This window comes from Variovorax sp. GW822-FHT04E09, from assembly GCF_058800845.1.
In genome coordinates this window covers 172,496-188,066 of sequence record NZ_JBXAMR010000003.1, presented here as the reverse complement: position 1 = coordinate 188,066, position 15,571 = coordinate 172,496, and the positions used below count along the sequence as shown (strand labels likewise).

The window sequence follows — 15,571 nt, the reverse complement described above, 5'->3', positions numbered from 1 at the left end:
GGAGCGACGAAGGGCACGCCAAGACGGTGAGCGCGCTGCTCTGGTGTTTCGTCAACCATTTGCCTTCTCCCCGCCCGTAGCTCGGGCCTGATCGATGGCGGCGCGGCTGGCGCGAATCTCCGCGCGCAACATTTCTTCATTGAGGGTTTCGACCGACTTCAGCAGGCCGGGCGATTTCTCGGATACCTCGTAGTTGAGCCACTCGCACACGTCATCGGCCGCCTGCCAGACCCTGGAAAGGTCGCCCCTAGGTATGGCGGGCGTCGCAGCCGCTTCCTGCACGGGTGTGGCCTGATCGATGGCGGTGTCAATTTCTCTGTCCCATAAGTAGGTGGCCCACTGCACCTGAATGGCTCGGAACTGATCGCCGCCGTCTGCCTTAATCCATGCGTACCGCTCCGCATCGCCCCTCAGCCGCTCGATCTCCGCGTCGCGTGCCTTGAGGCTGCGTAGTTCATCGCGGCCGATCAGCATGGTGTTCACGTCTGCAATGCAGCCAGACAGTTCGTACAGGCTGCGGTGGGGAATCGCCTCCAGGCTCTCGGGCAGCTTCGGTTCTGCGGGGTGGGGCTGTGGGGCGCCATACAGCAATAGGCCGGGGGCCAGCGGTAGATCGCTGCATTCCACAAGAAATCCTTCATCGTTCACTCGGGCCAACGGCTCGGCTGCACTCACTGGCAGGAACGCCACCTGATTTCCGATTTCTGGGGGGAGACCTTCGAACCGTACGACTGCTCGATTTGTCTCGTAGCAAAGCTCGATGACACGAGCGCTGGATGAGATGTCCGCGCGCATCACTCGCCTCCAATCCCGCCAGCAGGAGCGATGCCGGCCTTCTTGATCCACTCCTTGCGCTCTTTCGCGTCGAGTTCTTCCCAGCTGGGGAACCTGTTGCAGTGAATGGTTGGGTGGTTGTCGGTGTAGGCGTTGTAGAGCTTGCGTGCTGCAACGATGCGCTTGGCTTTCGCCTCTCCAGCGGAGGCAGTGGATAGCTCGGCGGTGTTCATGGTGCGGGGCCTTCCGTGGCTTTGGCGAGAGCCGCCTCGCACTGGCGCAGCTCTTCGCCGGTCATGAGCATGTCGCAGCCGTTTTGGCGGACAGCGAGCTGCAACGCGGCCAGCAGTTCGGGTGCAGCTGCGATCAGCCGGGCGTCCGGGCCATCCGGGCCGCCGTTGCGGAAGTAGAGATCCGGATGGCCATCGTTCTGCTTGATGGGCTCGCAGACTGACTCCATCCTGTTCACGGTCACGATGCGGCGCCATGAATTGCTGGTGGCGACCAGCCACGGCCCCGGAGTGTGCTTCCCGCTCATCCCTTCTCTCCCTCGGCCGGCTTCTGGCCCGAGATGGCGGAATTGAGAGGCTTGGCGCCGTCGAAGAAGTTCGGAAGCGGCCACCACGACGAACCCGCCACACGCGCACGAAAGACCTTCAAAATGTTCAGCGCGATCCATGCGGCAGAGGGGCTCAACGACTTCCACTTCGCGCAGTGGCTGGCCTCGTTTCGCCCGCCTCTTGGAAACTCGCAGCAGGAAGGGAAGAGGCGGCCACCGAACGGGCAAAAGTCATCGCTCAGGTGAATGGAGTTGCACGATGGGCACATCCATGCGCCACGGGCGAAAAGCGCCGAGTAGGTGTAGATCGAATTGAACCGGGCCGCCAAGCGCTTCTTGAGTTCGACGTCATAGGCGGCGTTCGCCTTGAGGCTTACCGACATCACGCACCTCCCTTCGCATCACCCACCTGCGAGATGGCGGCGTAGAGCACTGCATTGATCTTGTCGCTGGGCAAGTCGTGGCTGTACCCGCTGTTGTCGATGTGACGCTCAATCGCCTCCCATTGCTCTCGCGCATCACCCACCATCGAGGGTGCAGGGGCGTCCTGCTGCACGGGCGCGGTGATGGGGCTATCGTTCTTGCCCGTCGTCCTCACGGCCTCTACGCCGTTGGTAGGAACGTCAGCAGGGCGCCAGATGTGATTGCAGCCGTGGCAAAGGTGCGACCGGTGCGGCTCGTTCTTCCATGGCGGCATAGACCAAGCTGCCGGCGGATCGGATCGGCCTAGATAGCGATCTGTTGCCTCCGGTGCATCGACGTGCTGCAGGCCGCACTTCGGGCAATGCAACACCATGTCGATGGGCGCCACCTGCACAGGCGCGGGCTGGGCGAGGGCGGCGCGCAAGCGGTCGGCTTCGTCGCGGGAAAGACGGATGTAGGTGATGCTTGGCTTCGCGTCGTAGTGCTCGATGTACCGACCCAGCATCGAAGCCAGTTCCGGCGCCGCGCTCGGGGTGGCCGGTGTCGCTGCGGGAGGCGTTGCGAGGGCGGCGATTGCATCGGAGGTCGCCTCCTTGCCGTCGAGGCCAGCCAGCACGCGAAACTGTGTAGCGAAGTCGTAGGCCTGCCGCTCGGTGATGTGCTGCGCGGCGTCATCCAACTGATGCGAAAGTTGCACAACCGCATTCCAGCGTTCGCTTTGCCCCCCCATTGCCTCTGGTGCTGCCTCGGGTGAGGCTGCGAACAGACGCAAGACGGCATCCGCGATGTCTGGCGCAAGGTCGGAGCCACTCGCCTCTACGAAGTCGTCTTCGCTCATGGTGCCCACGCTCCAAGCCGACCAGACGCGTGTGCAGTGGTAGACGGAAACAAGCCGCTCTTCCACCAGATCGATCAGCGCGTTGCGATCCAGCGCCACTGCCTGCGCTTGCTCGGTCGCTACGGGGGCGGTGAGGGCGGCCTTGGCGATGCGGATGATGGCCTTCAATGCCTTGCCATCCGACATGGTGTTCTTGGGCTCTTCGAGGATTTGCTCAAGAGCGGTTCTCAGGTCATTCGCCATGGCTCTGTCCTTGGGTCTGGGCGGTCGGGGTTGCAACGAACTGGATGCTCCCGTTGAGAATCCCTGCCTTGATAGCGTTGAACTCCCAGCAGTAGATTTGCGCTTCGACGTACACGCGGATGCCGTCGCGGTAGTCGTGCTTCTTGCGGGCGATGAATGCCTCCGCTGCCGCTTTGGTGAAGTGCGAGTTCACGTACTCCCAGCGCTCCTCCCATCCGGTGACGGTATGGCCGTCCAAGGCGCCAAGGATTTCCCACTGCGAACAGGTGTCGAGGTCGAGGAAGTTCTCGCTGGAGTCGGCTTGTGAAGCAGCGTCGAGGGCAGACCGTTCGTCGCCGTCGCAATCAGCCCAGTACTCCTCGGGGCAGTACCAGCAGTTTTCTTCAAAAGCGACCAGCGTGTGCGATGCATAGTCGCGGTCGATGCCGCTGACGATTCGCCGAGCCTGTACGGTGAACAACGCCTCTGCCGTGAGGTGGCCGCGCACGCCTTCGCCGACGCAGTCGTGGTGCAAGCGTTTGACAAAGTCCGCCCATGAGGCAGCGGCGAGCGCGCTGCCGGACGCGAGGGAAGGTTGCACTACTTCGCGCTCGCTGCCCATCCGGGGCAAGTCCTCTCCCTCGTCGTGCGCAGAGATCGTTTCTTTGATGCTGGGGGTGGGCATGGTGGGGCCTCAGGCGGCTTGCTTGGCGTGGATCGCCTGCAGGTGGTTGGCCATCGCGGCCAGGATGTGCGGGTAGTCGGCCTCGTGGAAGAGGACCGAGCCGCGCTCCTTCAGACCGGTGAAGCCCAACGTGGTCAGGCCCTCGGCGGTGATCGACAGCGGGGCGATGCGCTCCTTGATCTGTCCGAGGCTCAGGGTCGGGTGGGTCATCGGCGCGGCGGCGCGCGGTGCCGTGCGCACCGGCATGGCGAAGACGGCCGGCGCAGGCGCTGCAACTGGAGCCGCGACGGGTTCCGCGACCACTGCAGCCTTCGCCAGTTCGTCGGCCTTGCGCTTGTCCTCCTTCGCCTTGAAGTCGGTGATCCGCAGCTGCACCAGCGCCTCGAAGTCGTCGGCCGCCTTCAGGACGATGGTTGCCTCATCCGGGAACAGTGCGGTGTGATCCGCGGCTTCGGCGGCCAGGTGCTTGAGGTTCGCTTCGATGCGCTCGGCCACGGCGGTCGCGGCCACCTTCGCATTAGCCAGTTCGGTGTCGACTGCGTTCTGCATGCTGGCGAAGGTCTTCAGCCCCTTGATCGCCGTGCCGAAGTCGGCATGCGGCGCCGGCATGTAGGACTTGCCCAGGCGCGTGTTCAGCGCAGCAACGTGAGCAGCCAGGCCACTGACGCCGCCGGCGACGATCTCGCCTTTGCGCGCCTGCTTGCGGGCCTCGACCAGCTTGTCGAGCTCAAGGCGCGTCTTCTTTGCTTCCGCCGTGATGTCGTCGATGGTCTTGAAGAGCTTGTCGATGCTCTCGGTCTGGCTCAGCGCGTGTTCCTTTGCGGCCTTCAGGCGAGTCTCGACCTCGCCGCACCAAATCACCGTCTTGGCAGCGTTGGCGAAGTCCTGGTCGGTCTGCAGGTCGCGGTTGATGCCGGCGAAGACGGCCAGCGCGTGCTCGCGGTACTGCTCGAGGTTGCTGTCGGTCACGGCGCCGCTGACGGCGATGCGCAGGGCGGGAAGCGATTCCGGCGTGCGGCCGACGGCTTCGGCGACAACTTCGGTCGGCGTGTAGACGGCAAGGTCGGCGGCGAATTGCTGCCAGCCGGCACGGATGCGCGCGAACCACTCAGCGCTTGGCAGCACCACGACCCAGACGGTGCGCTCGCGCGTCCCATCGGAGATCGAGAAGATGAGCCGCTCGGCCTTCGTGACCATCAGCACCTGCTGGCACTGCGGCATGTGTTCCTCGGGCACTTCCCCGGCAAGGACGAGCGCGGCGTATTCCTCGTTCCACTGCTTGTTTTCCCAAGCAAGGTCTTCGGCCATCGTCAGCCCATCGCAGGAGGCCGAGATCTCGCCATCCGAGCAAGTGACCGGGTAGAGCGTTTCGCCGATCTCGGCTTCGATGACTTTGCGGGCCGGAGCCTCGACAGCGTGCCCGTGGTCCAGCACGTTCTTCTGCACCCAGTCGCTGAACTCCTTCGCGATGCCGGTCTTCTTCATGCGCAGCAGTTCGTTGCGCGTGGTCTTGCGGGACAGGCCCAGCATCGCGGCTGCTTCGCTGGCGCCGAAGTGCTGAAGGCGGAACAGGTCCCAGGCTTCGCTGCCTTGAATGAGGTCGTGAGTTTGCATGGCGTGGTCCTTAGGCGTTGAGTTCGGCGCGGCGTGCGTCGTAGGCGGCGTTCAGCGGCTCACGTTGCTGCTCGGGGATGGAATTGATGAGGTCGGCGGCGAGGTTCAGCGCGTCCTCGTCCTGCGCCTTCGCGATGGCGTCGGAGACGGTGGCGAAGGTCGGCCCGCTGGGCTCGGCCTGCGCTTCAGCGGCCAGCTTCGCGGGGATGCCCTTGATGGCTTCGATCTGCGCTTCGGTGAGCGTGGAGACGGTGGCGACCGTGGCGAGCACGCCGGCCACGTCCTTCTTCTTCAGCCGGATGACCTTGGTCCAGATCACCATGTTTTTGGCGAACTCTTCGTCGCTCTGCGTGGGCAGCGCGGGCTTGGCGGTGCCCGCAGCGGCGGCGGCTTCCGGGTTGTGGCGCGTCAGGTGATCACGCAGCGCCTCGTCCATGTCTTCCAGGTCCTGGCCGAACATGTCGCCGCAGGCCGTGACGTTGATCGTCATGGCGATCTTGGCGCGCTTGTTCGCCATCTTCAGGATCGTGTTGGCGAGGTCGGCCGGCTCGGTGCGGACCTGCTTCGTCTTGTACTTGCCCGACTTGATGCGGCGCAGGTTGGCCGGCGTGGCGTCGAACTCTTCGTCCCATGCCTTGCGCCACTTGTACTTTTCCTCGCCGCTCGACGCCTCGCCCATTCCGGTGCCGAGCACGATGCCGTTCATCTGGTGAACGCCCGTGCAGGTCACGCGGTAGCGCACCACGTCGGCCGTCGAGAGGTCTTCGACCTGGTAGGAGTCGGCCACGCGGAAGGCCATGCACAGCACCTCGGCGCCCTGCTTGTAGAGCGTGGGCTTGTCGGTGCCGGGGATGATCCCGTAGTGCACCTCCTGCTTCATGACGGCCCGCATGACCTCCTGCACCAGTGCCACATGGCTGATGATGTCGGCGACGGCCATGCGGCTCGATGCGTGGGCAAGTGCGCCCTGTTGGGATTGGAATGCGACGACGGTGTTCACGGTCAACCTCTGAAGAAATGAATAGCCGCGGTAGCAATGCAAGACACGGCAAAGATGGCAGCAGCAAGGCCGCTGATAGCGGTGGAAAGGGGAGTGCGGGGCAGCTCGTCGGCTGCGTCGGCGTGGTCCCCGATGGGGCTGTGGAGGATGTTCATGCGACCTCCGCGAAGTCCACGCCTTCGGAGTAGTAGCCGTTGGACGATCCGAACCAGCGGATGTCCACGTAGCCCTTGATCGTGGCGAACTTGTAGAAGGTCCACGTATAGGACTCTTCGCCAGCGGGGTCGAAGTCGGCAGGCGTTTCGCCCGTCACCTCTGCGGCGATCACAAGCGGCGAACCGATCAAGTCCTGCAGATCGCCTGCAATGTCTTCGATGTACACCGATTCGCAGCAGTCCTGCGAGTGGTAGAGCTTGAACGTCTTGCCGTCCTCCGTCTCGAAGTACAACTCGCGGCTGTCGTCGTTGCGGATGGCTTTCAGCGTCTTGCCGACGAGGTCGGAAACGACCGGGTAGGGGGCGTACATGCTCACTCCTTGTTCGCCGCGATGGCGTGGGTTTGGGGTGCCGAGTGCTCGGCGGTTGGCGCGTCATCGAACTTGATGACGACGAAGAGGGCGATCACGAAAGCGATGTAGAGCGCGAAGTCGGCAGCAGTGGGGCCGTCTCGGTCGTCGGGCATGGGCTCGATGCGGCATTGCGACGAACGGATGTGAGGGCCGAACGCGCCTTCGAGGTCGCGCGCTGCTCGGCCGGTCCAGCTGCTGTTTTTCATGACTTCACCTCCGCCGCGCGCGCCGCAACGTGCTCCCGGTAGCGCACCTCGTAGCGGTCGAAGTACGTGGCGAACGCTTGACGCGCAATCGCCTTGTTCGCCGGGTCCGCCATGCAGTAGAGGTGCGCCAGCGCCTTCACAAAGCTGCCGCCCTGCACCTCCATCATGTGGAGTGCGTCGTCGTAGAGGGGCGCGCTCATGCGGCACCGCCTTGGCGACGATTGAAGCGGTCCACCAAGCGCCACAGGTAGCCGAGCTTTTGGCCTTGGTAGAAGCGGATCGGCTCACCATCGTTGTCTTCACGGGTGTCCGTTCGCATCAGGTAGAAGCCGGAGCGGACGTTGTGTCCGCCGACCGTGATCGTCTTGCCGCTCATGCTCGACTCCGATCGCGCTGCACTTCTTCGCTGTGCGCAAAGTGGACCGTCTGATCGAACCAGCGCTGGTCTGCCTTGAAGGCATTGCGGGCGCGGTCGGCGGCCAGCAGCTCTTCTTCCGTGGGCACGAGAGCCCAGTCAGCAGGGATGCTGGCCGGCTTGTCGAGCACCAACACCTGGTGCTGCGGGCAGATGCGGCGGGAGATCTTCTCGGGTGGGAACATCATTCACTCCAAGGTTTGCAGCGGGGTGCTGCCTTGGGGTGAACTGTAGCAAATGAGAAAGTCAAACGCAAGCAAAAGCGAAAGTTATTTGCGAAAGCTCTTCATCGCAAACCCTAGGCTGTAAATTTGCTCAGTGCCGCCGAAGGAGGGCGTTCGGCAAGCGCCCATGAAAAAGCCGCCCGGAGGCGGCAATGTGCTTGGGTTAGGAGGGGCTAGTGGCGCCAGAAAAGACAAAGGCCGCACGAGGCGGCCTTTGCGGACTTTCGTCCAGCGACAACAGGGACTTGGAATCGCCTTACTGCTGCCGGCTCCCTTTCAGGAGACTCGAAGCCCAGCGAGCTGGGGACCTGATTAATGTATGACCATCAAGTCATTTCCACAAGTGAGCCATTCCTAACGAGTAGAGTATTCCTTGACGGATCTGGCCGAACTCCTTCTGGGACACCGCCATATCGACATAGTTCCGCTTGCCCGCTTCGTCTCGGCCGAGGTAGTACTTGGTGAGTCTGGCGAACGAGACCGTCATCAGCATGTCGCACTTCGCCCAAACAGGCTTTCCCGAACTCTTGGGATGCGGGTCCTTCTCAAGCAGGACGTGGTATCCAGTGGGCTTTAACGGCGCATCCGTGCTCAATGGCACAACGGTGCACAGGCCGGGCCTATTCAGAAACTTCGGCGAGACAACCACTACCAATCTAACCTTCGACATCTCAGGATCGATCAGATTGCAGTAGTCGCACACCAATACTTCCGCCGTGGATGGGTGATATGGGAGAGGCTTGTTGGGCATCTAGTACTGCACCGAGTGGACCAGTGCGTTTGCATCGCCCCGTGAGGTCTGTGTGTAGGCGTAGACCCGAGGGCTCCCCCACACGAACTGGACGCGTTCTCCGGAGACTGTTTTGGTGCGGTTCACGCTTTCCGGAAGCCCCATCACCGCGAACGCGCCGCATGTCGTCATGCCTATTTCCGGCACCTTGCCGCGAACGCCGCCCAGGTCCACGCCGTTGATTGACGCAGAGGCCTGCAAATTCGCCTGTAGCGCCCACATCTTCCGCGACTGAACCTTCTTGCGAGCCTCGACGCCCCAGGACACGCAGTTTTTCCACCAGTCGGCCTTCTCGATCTGAGCCACGATGGCCTTGTCATCCTTGCGCGCCGATTCCCTGAACTCCTCCCACGACTCGGGGATGGCGTTCGGATCCTTGGGCTTCGGAAGATCGGGCTGCCTGGCCGGAGGGGCGGAGGCGGGCGCGGAGGGAGCGGCCGCCGCCAATGGGGTCGTTGCGGCCGCCGAAATCGGGGCCTTTGATCGACCGGCAGAGGACAGTACAACGGCGCCGAAAAGTGCAGCACCGATCAGTGCTGCGGACAAGCAGGCATAAAGGCGAGATTCCGTCGACATGCGGCCCCACTGCCTGCCCGCCGCGTACATGAGTCCACGCTTCTCCATGCGTCCCACCTTTCATCCTCCCCACGCCATGCGGGGCCATTCCCCAATTCAGGGGATAGTTATAAAGCAGTACTAGTCAGAAACACTAGGTAACAAACCTGACGGGGAAGGGTACGATCACCCCTTGGGGGCTGCGCTTCATTGAACCCCCTGACTGTTGGCCTCTTCCTGGTCGCCTGGAGGCTCCCCCAATAGCCGCTCCAGCTTAGTTGCAAGACTCGGCGCATCCTCGGGGGACGATGCGAGGGCGGACAGAATTACCTTGGCCTGATCGCGATCCAATGAATCCAGGCTGCGAAGCTTCTCTCCAAGCAACGTGACCAAATACCGCGTCCCTGGATTCTTGGGGACGAGCATCGAAGGCGGACTTTCCGTGCCGGCGTTGCTGACCTCTCCGGGTATCGGTCGATCAAACCACCCGTCCGGCTTTCCCGTCTTGGCCTGAAGCGTGGCGAGAGCCTTCTCTCGCAACATGCGGTTGCCCGAGAACCATTGCCCAACCTGGGACATGGTGACGCCGGCCTTAGCCTCTAGAACCGCAGCTTTCCCGTCGTACTTCTCATCGATGAGGCGCTCAAGCCAGAAAAGTCGCCGCGCCACTTCGGGCGGGTGTTCGACTTTCGCTTCGGGCTTTCTCATGCTCCAACTTTAGCGATTGCAACTTTCGCTTTTGCTCCGTATACTTTCGCAAAAGCGAGAGTAATATGGACCTGAAAACCTACATCCAAGACGAACGTGGTAACGCCTCGGCACTCGCGGAGGCGCTCGGAATTCCGCCCTCGTACCTGTCGCAGATGGCCAGTGGTAACCGCACGATCACTCCGGAGCGCGCCTCGGCCATCGAGCGCGCGACGAATGGTGTGGTGACTCGGAAGGCAATGCGTCCAGACGACTGGGCCGCCATCTGGCCCGAGCTCTCCGAAGCGAAGGCAGCCTGACATGCGCAGCACATTCCCCCAGCGGCTGCGCGCGTGCGCGACCGTCAGCCTCCCAGCGCTCGAAATCTCGCCTCGGTCTCTGCCTGTGTCGGCTCCGTTGGAGCTGGTTCGTCTTCCAGTGCGTTCCACAGATGGTTTGCATCTGCAGGGAGCGTCGGCTGCATCAGCGCCACCGACCCCCAGCCTGCTGACCACGCCTCCAACGCTGACTCGGAAAGAAGTGCTTGGACTGATTGCAGACAGTGAGCGGAGATTGCGCTCAGCGGTTGCTCGGAATGCGACGTATCGAGCGGCACTGTGATGACGATTCTTGCCCCTGCCTCCGTTGGGAATCCAGTTGCCAGCGGCCTGATCTCTACCTTGCCATGCGAGCCCAACTCGCCTTGGTTGATGCCCAGGAAAAAGTACCCGAATTTCATTTCGTCCGCCCGTCGCCGGGTCCGTGTTGAGGAACTCGGACTCTACCCGGCGATAGGGCGGGCACCCCACCAGCAGAAAGCGACGGCCTGAATGTTCTACCTCGAACTCTTCCTCGTGCTGCTGGTGGCCGTGCTCATCGCGGCCGGCATCTTCGTGCTGCTGAACAAGCCCAAGCGCTGAGCCCTGGCCTGACACCTCCTTTGCGCTGACTTGTTTTTCTCCCATGCCGCAAGTCTCGCTTTTGCCTTGATCTGCATCAACGTCCAACTTCCCGGAGCCCGTACATGAACGCCCAAGACGCCCTGCGACTGATGATCGACAACTACCCGGGCGGCCGTGCCGTCATTGCCGCGCGCCTGGGCAAGACGGAAGAGGTCCTCCGCAAAGAGACGTGCGGCTCGCCTTCCCACAAGCTCGGCCTGAACGACGCCATCACGGCATCAGACATGTGCATCGAAGCCCAGTCGCCGCACTGCTACGCCTTCGTGAACGCCATCGGCGCGCCCGCCGGCCGCTTCATCGAGCTGCCCGTGCGCGACATGGCCAGCAAGCAGGATCTGCGCGACGACGGCGCCGGGCTGGTGAAGGAGGGCACCGACGTGCTGATCGAGCTCAACACCGCATTGGCGGACGACAACATCAGCGACAACGAGCTGGCCCGCATCGAGCGCGAAGCAATGGAGGTGTACGAGCGCGCCCAGGCTGTTGTCCGCGGCGCGCGCGCCCGGCACGCCGCCGGCAAGCCCGTTCATCTCAAGGTTGCAGCATGAACACCGCCATCACCGACGCCATGGTCGCAGACATGGACGAGACAGCTGACTTCATGCACCAGCAGCCTCCCTTCGTCTTCCCGCCCTCAGGCATCAAGCACGAGCGCGCTCCCAAGGTCGTCCGAATCAAGGGCCTGCAGACCATCGTCCGCCACGGCATCCCCATCACCGGCCGCGCGCAGGGTGAGGCGGACATGCACAGGCGCGACTCGATCAAGCGCGGAGGCATCTAGCCATGCAACACGCCATCGACTTCCCCGGTTCGCCCATGGCGCGCCGTTGCGACCCCGTCACGAGCCACTTGGCGGCCGAGCAAGCCAAGGAAATGGCGCAGCGCCACCATGCCCTCATCCTCGCCGTTCTGCGCAGGCACGGCCCGCTGGGCAAGGATGGCATCGCCTCCCGCCTGCGTGGCCTCGATGGCGTGGCCGTGTGCCGCCGGCTGACCGAGTTGCAGCGCCTGGGTGAGATCGCCGAGACGGGCAAGCTGGTCAAGAGCAGTGCCGGCCGCGCCGAGCGCGAGTGGAGGGCGGTGTAGTGGCCGAAGACGCACGCATCGCCGTCGGCCTGCCGTCGCACCCAAAGACCAAGAAGCTGGTCAAGCGACTGGGACAGGCTGCGGCATGGAATCTCGTCTGCCTGATCCTGTGGGCGGCATCGAATCGCTCGGACGGCGACCTTTCGGGGATGTCGGCTGAGGACATCGAGCTTTCCGCCGACTGGCAAGGCGAAGAGGGCGCTTTCGTTGCTGCGCTGGTCGCAGTGAGGTTCCTGGATGGCGCTGAAGGCGCGCTGGTGCTGCATGACTGGCAGGAGCACAACCCTTGGGCTGCTGGCGCTGAAATGCGCAGTGCCAAGGCTCGATGGAACGCTGCAAAGCGTCACCACGGTGCTGCTGAGGCTGATCGACTTGTCCCCGAGTACGCTGCTAACAGGAATGCTACTAGCGATGCTACTAGCAAGACTCCAGCACAAACCGAGCAAGCTGGTAGCAGTGCTCCGTCTCCGTCTCCGTCTCCGTCTCCGTCTCCGTCTCTTACTTCCGACCCTATCGGGTCGGGCGGCGATACCGCCAAGCCTGCACCGGACCTGACCAAGGACGAACTCTGGAAGGCCGGCAAGTCGCTGCTGAGCGAGGCCGGCATGCCGCCCGCACAGTGCGGCTCCTTCGTTGGGAAGCTGGTCAAGGACTACGGCGACCAGATCGTGGTCGAGGCCGTTCGCACTGCCGTTGTGTCGCGCCCTGCGGACCCGGCCCAGTACCTGAAGGCGACTTGCATGCACGCCGCCGGCCAGCGCACCGCCGCTGAGCCTGCATGGCGTGCCGAGCAGCGCACCCGCACCCATCAAGCCGCCCCTGGCGTTGCCGCCGGCGCCGCGCCCGCCGATCAATTTTTCATCAATGTGGAGGCCACCGATGTCGCTCCCCGCCGCCTGGGTTGACCGCATTTTCGACAAGCTCACGCTGACCTACGGGCAGTCGTTCCTTCGCCGCTGGCAGGACATCGACATGAACGCCGTGAAGTCGGATTGGGCGCACGAGCTTTCCGGCTTCGACCGGTTCCCGAAGTCCATTGCGTGGGCGCTGCAGAACCTGGTGCCCGACAAGCCGCCGACGGTGCTCGAGTTCCGCGCCATCGCGCGGCGCGCGCCGGAAGAAGAGCAGCCGCGGATTGAGCACTCGGCGGCCGGCAGGGCGCGCATCGCTTCGGAATTGGCGAAGCTGGGGCCGATTCTCGCCAAGACCGCCCCGACGGGCGACTCGCTCGACTGGGCACGCCGGCTGGTTCATCGCCATGAATGCGGCGCCTACAAGGCCACGCGCACGTCGCTGTCGATGGCGCAGGACGCGCTGGGAGCGAGGGCATGACCCCCGCAGCCGACGCGCCCGATGTGGGCATGGATCGCATCCTGGGCCGCACCCGTGAGGTCGGCGGGTGCATGGAGTGGGCCGGCTACGCGGTAGATGGCAAGTTCCCTCAGATCCGCGTGGACAGCAAGTGCTGGCCGGTGCGCCGCCTTGTCTGGGTGCTCACGCGCGGCGCCACGCGCTCCGACCTCTGGGTGTCGAACAGCTGCGACAACCCGCTGTGCGTGAACCCTGACCACCTGGTGGCGCACACCCGCGGCAAAGCCATGAAGGGCTCGGTTCGCACGGTCGCGCATCGCGTCAAGATTTCCAACGCCAAGCGCAAGAAGTCTGTGCTGACCATGGAGATGGTTCGCGAGATTCGCGCGAGCGACGACACCAACCCCGTGCTGGCCGAGCGCTACGGCGTGGCGCCCGGCTACATCTCGCACCTTCGCCGCGGCAATGCCGTGTGGAAGGAATACGTGACGCCGTTCGCCGGCCTTGGAGCACGCACATGACCCACACCATCGAACTCCTCCGGTACATGGTCGGCAAGGACCGCGTGAGCGTGCTGGGCGTGGCCGCTGCGCTGAAGTGGACGGAGAAGGAGGTCCGCAACGCCAGCCAGCTGGTGCTCCGGGCCAAGTTCATCGAGGTGGTCGAGAGCCGGGGTATTGGCACCCGCGCCTTCTACCGCATCACGGCAAGCGGCATCGAGCGGTCGAAGCACGCACCCAAGACCCGCCTGCAGATGCAGCGGGAGGTGCGCGCCCGTCGGGCCGAGCGTGCGCGTGTCGCGCAGCGCGTGGACGAAAGCCGGGCCGACCGCATGGCGCGCAAGGCGCAGGAGCTGGTCGACGAGCGCCGGCAGCGCGCCGTCCTGGCCGCCATCGAGCGGGAAGAGGAGCGTGCCCGGATCGCCCGCCTTGCCGAAGAGACGGTCTGCACGGCCAGACAGCAGCGGCACGCCCTGGACATGGCATGGGGAGCAATGGCATGAACTGCACCGGCATCTTCGGTCGCCTGTTCGGCCACAACTACCAGCCGGTCTTCGAGCGCATCGCGCCGCAGTCGATCAACCTTGAGCGAGGCCGCGTCGACGCCATCGTGCGCATCTGCAAGGAGTTGACCGACACCAAGTACGTTCACACCTGCTGCACTCGCTGCGGCGACGTGATCGAGGCGGTGCTGCCATGAACTGCCTCAACTGCTCCCACTGGGACCTCAAGCATTCGACCCTGCGCGCCCACGGCTACGGCCTGTGCAAGGCGCTGGTGCCTCCGCAGCCTGGCCGCACGTTCTCCTACCGTAATGCCTGCCGCTTCGGCAAGTTCGCCCAGGCGCCGGCCGAGACGGTGGCCAAGCGGGAAAAGGTGATCGGATGACTGAATCCCTGACCATCGAACTGCACAACCGCTCGCAGGCGTGGGCGGTCATCAAGGACCAGCTGTACCCATTCCTCGCCCAGGTGCTGCAGGGCGGCCATCGCTGGGTTCTCACTGTCTCCAAGCGCAAGCGTACGAAGCCTCAGAACCGCCGCTATTGGGGGAAGGGTGTGCTCGCCCAAATCGCCGCGCAGGCAGCGCCGAACGGCCGGCTGTACTCCGCTGAGACGTGGCACGAGCAGTTCAAGCGCATGTTCATCGGCGTCGAAGAACTGCCGAGCGGCGAGGTCATCGGCAAGAGCAGCACTGGGCTGTCGACGGTCGAGTTCTCGGAGTTCTGTTCCCAGGTCGAGGCCTACGCGGCGAGCGAGCTGGGCGTGACGTTCTACGAGCTGGAGTCCGCATGATCGACAAGAAGATGCTCCGCGCCATGCGCCACTCGCCGGTGCGTAACTACGTGGTGCCGGGCCTCACCTCATGGCTCATCGGGAACCCTTCGCCAGCAGGCACGTTGCGCTTGTTCGAGTGTTCGCGTGACCATCAAGAGAACATCACGCCGCACTCGCACCGCTTCGACTTCCAGTGTTGGGTGTTGGCCGGCGCGGTCCGCAACCGCGTGTGGCGCAAGGTGTTCGACAACGGCGACCTGTTCCAGCGCACCAGCCTGACCTACGACGGCGAGTGTGGCAAGTATCTGAAGCAGGCCGAGGACGTGCAGCGCTACGCCTACACAGACGCGGTTTACGAGGTGGACCAGTGGTACTCGATGAAGGCCGACGAGATCCACAGCATCAATTTCGCACGCGGGACCGAGGTTCTATTCTTCGAGGGCCCGACTATCACGAACGTTTCGCAGATGCTCGAGCCCTATGTGGATGGCGCGGCAGTGCCGACGTTCGAGGTCAAGCCGTGGATGTTCGACAGGGCAGATTCATGAGGCGCGCAGCCAAGATCGACGCCAACCAGACGCAGGTCGTGTCGGCCCTGCGCGCGGCCGGCGTGTCTGTGCAGAGCCTCGCAGCCGTCGGCAACGGTGTGCCGGACCTGTTGTGCGGCTTCCGAGGCAAGCTCTCGCTGCTGGAGGTGAAAGACGGCAGCAAGGTGAAGAGCGCCCGCAAGCTGACCACCGCGCAGACCGACTGGCACGCCATCTGGGCCGACATGCCGCTGTTCGTGGTCGAGACGCCCGAGCAGGCGCTCAGGGCGCTGGGGGTGATCGCATGATGATCTCGACGCCCTCGGGCCCGTGCGGATGCCGTCAATG

Annotated in this window: 29 protein-coding genes; 13 read left to right on the top strand and 16 right to left on the bottom strand. The window is 63.8% G+C overall.

Features of this window, described 5'->3' with window-relative positions:
* Positions 1-51: 51 nt before the first annotated feature.
* The 16 genes from AC1RL8_RS13160 to AC1RL8_RS13085 form a co-directional block, all read right to left on the bottom strand.
* Positions 52-795 (bottom strand): hypothetical protein, encoded by a 744-nt coding sequence (locus AC1RL8_RS13160; protein WP_493196552.1) that lies wholly within the window; start codon positions 793-795, stop codon positions 52-54.
* A complete protein-coding gene (locus AC1RL8_RS13155; RefSeq protein WP_493196551.1) occupies positions 795-1,007 on the bottom strand; it encodes a hypothetical protein in 213 nt (70 codons plus the stop codon). The genes AC1RL8_RS13160 and AC1RL8_RS13155 overlap by 1 nt, the downstream gene beginning before the upstream one ends.
* Positions 1,004-1,312: an XkdD/Y8K6 family phage-associated protein gene (locus tag AC1RL8_RS13150; RefSeq protein ID WP_493196550.1), complete on the bottom strand. Its 309-nt coding sequence runs from the start codon at positions 1,310-1,312 to the stop codon at positions 1,004-1,006. Before AC1RL8_RS13150 ends, AC1RL8_RS13155 begins: the two co-directional genes overlap by 4 nt.
* Positions 1,309-1,716: a hypothetical protein gene (locus AC1RL8_RS13145; RefSeq protein ID WP_493196549.1), complete on the bottom strand. Its 408-nt coding sequence runs from the start codon at positions 1,714-1,716 to the stop codon at positions 1,309-1,311. The genes AC1RL8_RS13150 and AC1RL8_RS13145 overlap by 4 nt, the downstream gene beginning before the upstream one ends.
* Positions 1,716-2,837 carry a hypothetical protein gene (locus AC1RL8_RS13140; RefSeq protein ID WP_493196548.1) on the bottom strand — a complete coding sequence of 374 codons (1,122 nt, stop codon included), beginning with the start codon at positions 2,835-2,837 and terminating at the stop codon, positions 1,716-1,718. The genes AC1RL8_RS13145 and AC1RL8_RS13140 overlap by 1 nt, the downstream gene beginning before the upstream one ends.
* Positions 2,827-3,501: a hypothetical protein gene (locus tag AC1RL8_RS13135; protein ID WP_493196547.1), complete on the bottom strand. Its 675-nt coding sequence runs from the start codon at positions 3,499-3,501 to the stop codon at positions 2,827-2,829. The genes AC1RL8_RS13140 and AC1RL8_RS13135 overlap by 11 nt, the downstream gene beginning before the upstream one ends.
* Before the next feature lie 9 nt (positions 3,502-3,510).
* A complete protein-coding gene (locus tag AC1RL8_RS13130) occupies positions 3,511-5,115 on the bottom strand; it encodes a YqaJ viral recombinase family protein (RefSeq protein WP_493196546.1) in 1,605 nt (534 codons plus the stop codon).
* Positions 5,116-5,125: 10 nt separating this feature from the next.
* Positions 5,126-6,055 (bottom strand): hypothetical protein, encoded by a 930-nt coding sequence (locus AC1RL8_RS13125; protein ID WP_493196545.1) that lies wholly within the window; start codon positions 6,053-6,055, stop codon positions 5,126-5,128.
* Positions 6,056-6,266: 211 nt separating this feature from the next.
* Positions 6,267-6,641: a DUF7448 domain-containing protein gene (locus AC1RL8_RS13120; RefSeq protein ID WP_493196544.1), complete on the bottom strand. Its 375-nt coding sequence runs from the start codon at positions 6,639-6,641 to the stop codon at positions 6,267-6,269.
* 2 nt (positions 6,642-6,643) lie between these two features.
* Positions 6,644-6,889, bottom strand: coding sequence for a hypothetical protein (locus AC1RL8_RS13115; protein WP_493196543.1), 246 nt, complete (start codon positions 6,887-6,889; stop codon positions 6,644-6,646).
* Positions 6,886-7,089, bottom strand: coding sequence for a hypothetical protein (locus AC1RL8_RS13110; protein ID WP_493196542.1), 204 nt, complete (start codon positions 7,087-7,089; stop codon positions 6,886-6,888). Before AC1RL8_RS13110 ends, AC1RL8_RS13115 begins: the two co-directional genes overlap by 4 nt.
* Entirely contained in the window at positions 7,086-7,265 is a 180-nt protein-coding gene (locus AC1RL8_RS13105) for a hypothetical protein (RefSeq protein ID WP_493196541.1), read from the bottom strand. The genes AC1RL8_RS13110 and AC1RL8_RS13105 overlap by 4 nt, the downstream gene beginning before the upstream one ends.
* Positions 7,262-7,489, bottom strand: coding sequence for a hypothetical protein (locus AC1RL8_RS13100; protein ID WP_493196540.1), 228 nt, complete (start codon positions 7,487-7,489; stop codon positions 7,262-7,264). The genes AC1RL8_RS13105 and AC1RL8_RS13100 overlap by 4 nt, the downstream gene beginning before the upstream one ends.
* Before the next feature lie 370 nt (positions 7,490-7,859).
* A complete protein-coding gene (locus AC1RL8_RS13095; protein WP_493196539.1) occupies positions 7,860-8,279 on the bottom strand; it encodes a type II toxin-antitoxin system PemK/MazF family toxin in 420 nt (139 codons plus the stop codon).
* Positions 8,280-8,942 (bottom strand): hypothetical protein, encoded by a 663-nt coding sequence (locus tag AC1RL8_RS13090; RefSeq protein ID WP_493196538.1) that lies wholly within the window; start codon positions 8,940-8,942, stop codon positions 8,280-8,282. It lies immediately after the preceding gene.
* A gap of 138 nt (positions 8,943-9,080) precedes the next feature.
* Positions 9,081-9,581, bottom strand: a complete 501-nt coding sequence (locus AC1RL8_RS13085) for a hypothetical protein (RefSeq protein WP_493196537.1) — start codon at positions 9,579-9,581, stop codon at positions 9,081-9,083.
* Positions 9,582-9,646: 65 nt separating this feature from the next.
* Between AC1RL8_RS13085 and AC1RL8_RS13080 the strand changes: the two genes are divergently transcribed.
* The 13 genes from AC1RL8_RS13080 to AC1RL8_RS13020 all read left to right on the top strand — a co-directional run bounded on the left by AC1RL8_RS13080 (position 9,647) and on the right by AC1RL8_RS13020 (position 15,531).
* Positions 9,647-9,880 carry a transcriptional regulator gene (locus AC1RL8_RS13080; protein WP_493196536.1) on the top strand — a complete coding sequence of 78 codons (234 nt, stop codon included), beginning with the start codon at positions 9,647-9,649 and terminating at the stop codon, positions 9,878-9,880.
* A 704-nt stretch (positions 9,881-10,584) separates the two neighbouring features.
* Entirely contained in the window at positions 10,585-11,070 is a 486-nt protein-coding gene (locus tag AC1RL8_RS13075) for a phage regulatory CII family protein (RefSeq protein WP_493196535.1), read from the top strand.
* Complete coding sequence (locus tag AC1RL8_RS13070; protein WP_493196534.1) at positions 11,067-11,303, top strand: hypothetical protein; 237 nt, start codon at positions 11,067-11,069, stop codon at positions 11,301-11,303. The genes AC1RL8_RS13075 and AC1RL8_RS13070 overlap by 4 nt, the downstream gene beginning before the upstream one ends.
* Before the next feature lie 2 nt (positions 11,304-11,305).
* Positions 11,306-11,608, top strand: coding sequence for a hypothetical protein (locus AC1RL8_RS13065; protein WP_493196533.1), 303 nt, complete (start codon positions 11,306-11,308; stop codon positions 11,606-11,608).
* The gene (locus AC1RL8_RS13060) at positions 11,608-12,513 is read left to right on the top strand and encodes a hypothetical protein (protein ID WP_493196532.1); all 906 of its coding nucleotides are present in this window, start codon (positions 11,608-11,610) and stop codon (positions 12,511-12,513) included. Before AC1RL8_RS13065 ends, AC1RL8_RS13060 begins: the two co-directional genes overlap by 1 nt.
* Positions 12,488-12,940 carry a hypothetical protein gene (locus tag AC1RL8_RS13055; RefSeq protein ID WP_493196531.1) on the top strand — a complete coding sequence of 151 codons (453 nt, stop codon included), beginning with the start codon at positions 12,488-12,490 and terminating at the stop codon, positions 12,938-12,940. Before AC1RL8_RS13060 ends, AC1RL8_RS13055 begins: the two co-directional genes overlap by 26 nt.
* On the top strand, positions 12,937-13,440 hold the full coding sequence (locus AC1RL8_RS13050) for a hypothetical protein (protein WP_493196530.1): 504 nt from the start codon (positions 12,937-12,939) through the stop codon (positions 13,438-13,440). Before AC1RL8_RS13055 ends, AC1RL8_RS13050 begins: the two co-directional genes overlap by 4 nt.
* The gene (locus AC1RL8_RS13045) at positions 13,437-13,922 is read left to right on the top strand and encodes a hypothetical protein (protein ID WP_493196529.1); all 486 of its coding nucleotides are present in this window, start codon (positions 13,437-13,439) and stop codon (positions 13,920-13,922) included. The genes AC1RL8_RS13050 and AC1RL8_RS13045 overlap by 4 nt, the downstream gene beginning before the upstream one ends.
* A complete protein-coding gene (locus AC1RL8_RS13040; protein WP_493196528.1) occupies positions 13,919-14,119 on the top strand; it encodes a hypothetical protein in 201 nt (66 codons plus the stop codon). Before AC1RL8_RS13045 ends, AC1RL8_RS13040 begins: the two co-directional genes overlap by 4 nt.
* Positions 14,116-14,307, top strand: a complete 192-nt coding sequence (locus AC1RL8_RS13035) for a hypothetical protein (RefSeq protein WP_493196527.1) — start codon at positions 14,116-14,118, stop codon at positions 14,305-14,307. Before AC1RL8_RS13040 ends, AC1RL8_RS13035 begins: the two co-directional genes overlap by 4 nt.
* Complete coding sequence (locus AC1RL8_RS13030; RefSeq protein ID WP_493196526.1) at positions 14,304-14,714, top strand: recombination protein NinB; 411 nt, start codon at positions 14,304-14,306, stop codon at positions 14,712-14,714. Before AC1RL8_RS13035 ends, AC1RL8_RS13030 begins: the two co-directional genes overlap by 4 nt.
* Positions 14,711-15,244, top strand: coding sequence for a hypothetical protein (locus AC1RL8_RS13025; protein ID WP_493196525.1), 534 nt, complete (start codon positions 14,711-14,713; stop codon positions 15,242-15,244). The genes AC1RL8_RS13030 and AC1RL8_RS13025 overlap by 4 nt, the downstream gene beginning before the upstream one ends.
* Positions 15,241-15,531 carry a hypothetical protein gene (locus tag AC1RL8_RS13020; RefSeq protein WP_493196523.1) on the top strand — a complete coding sequence of 97 codons (291 nt, stop codon included), beginning with the start codon at positions 15,241-15,243 and terminating at the stop codon, positions 15,529-15,531. The genes AC1RL8_RS13025 and AC1RL8_RS13020 overlap by 4 nt, the downstream gene beginning before the upstream one ends.
* Positions 15,532-15,571: the final 40 nt, after the last annotated feature.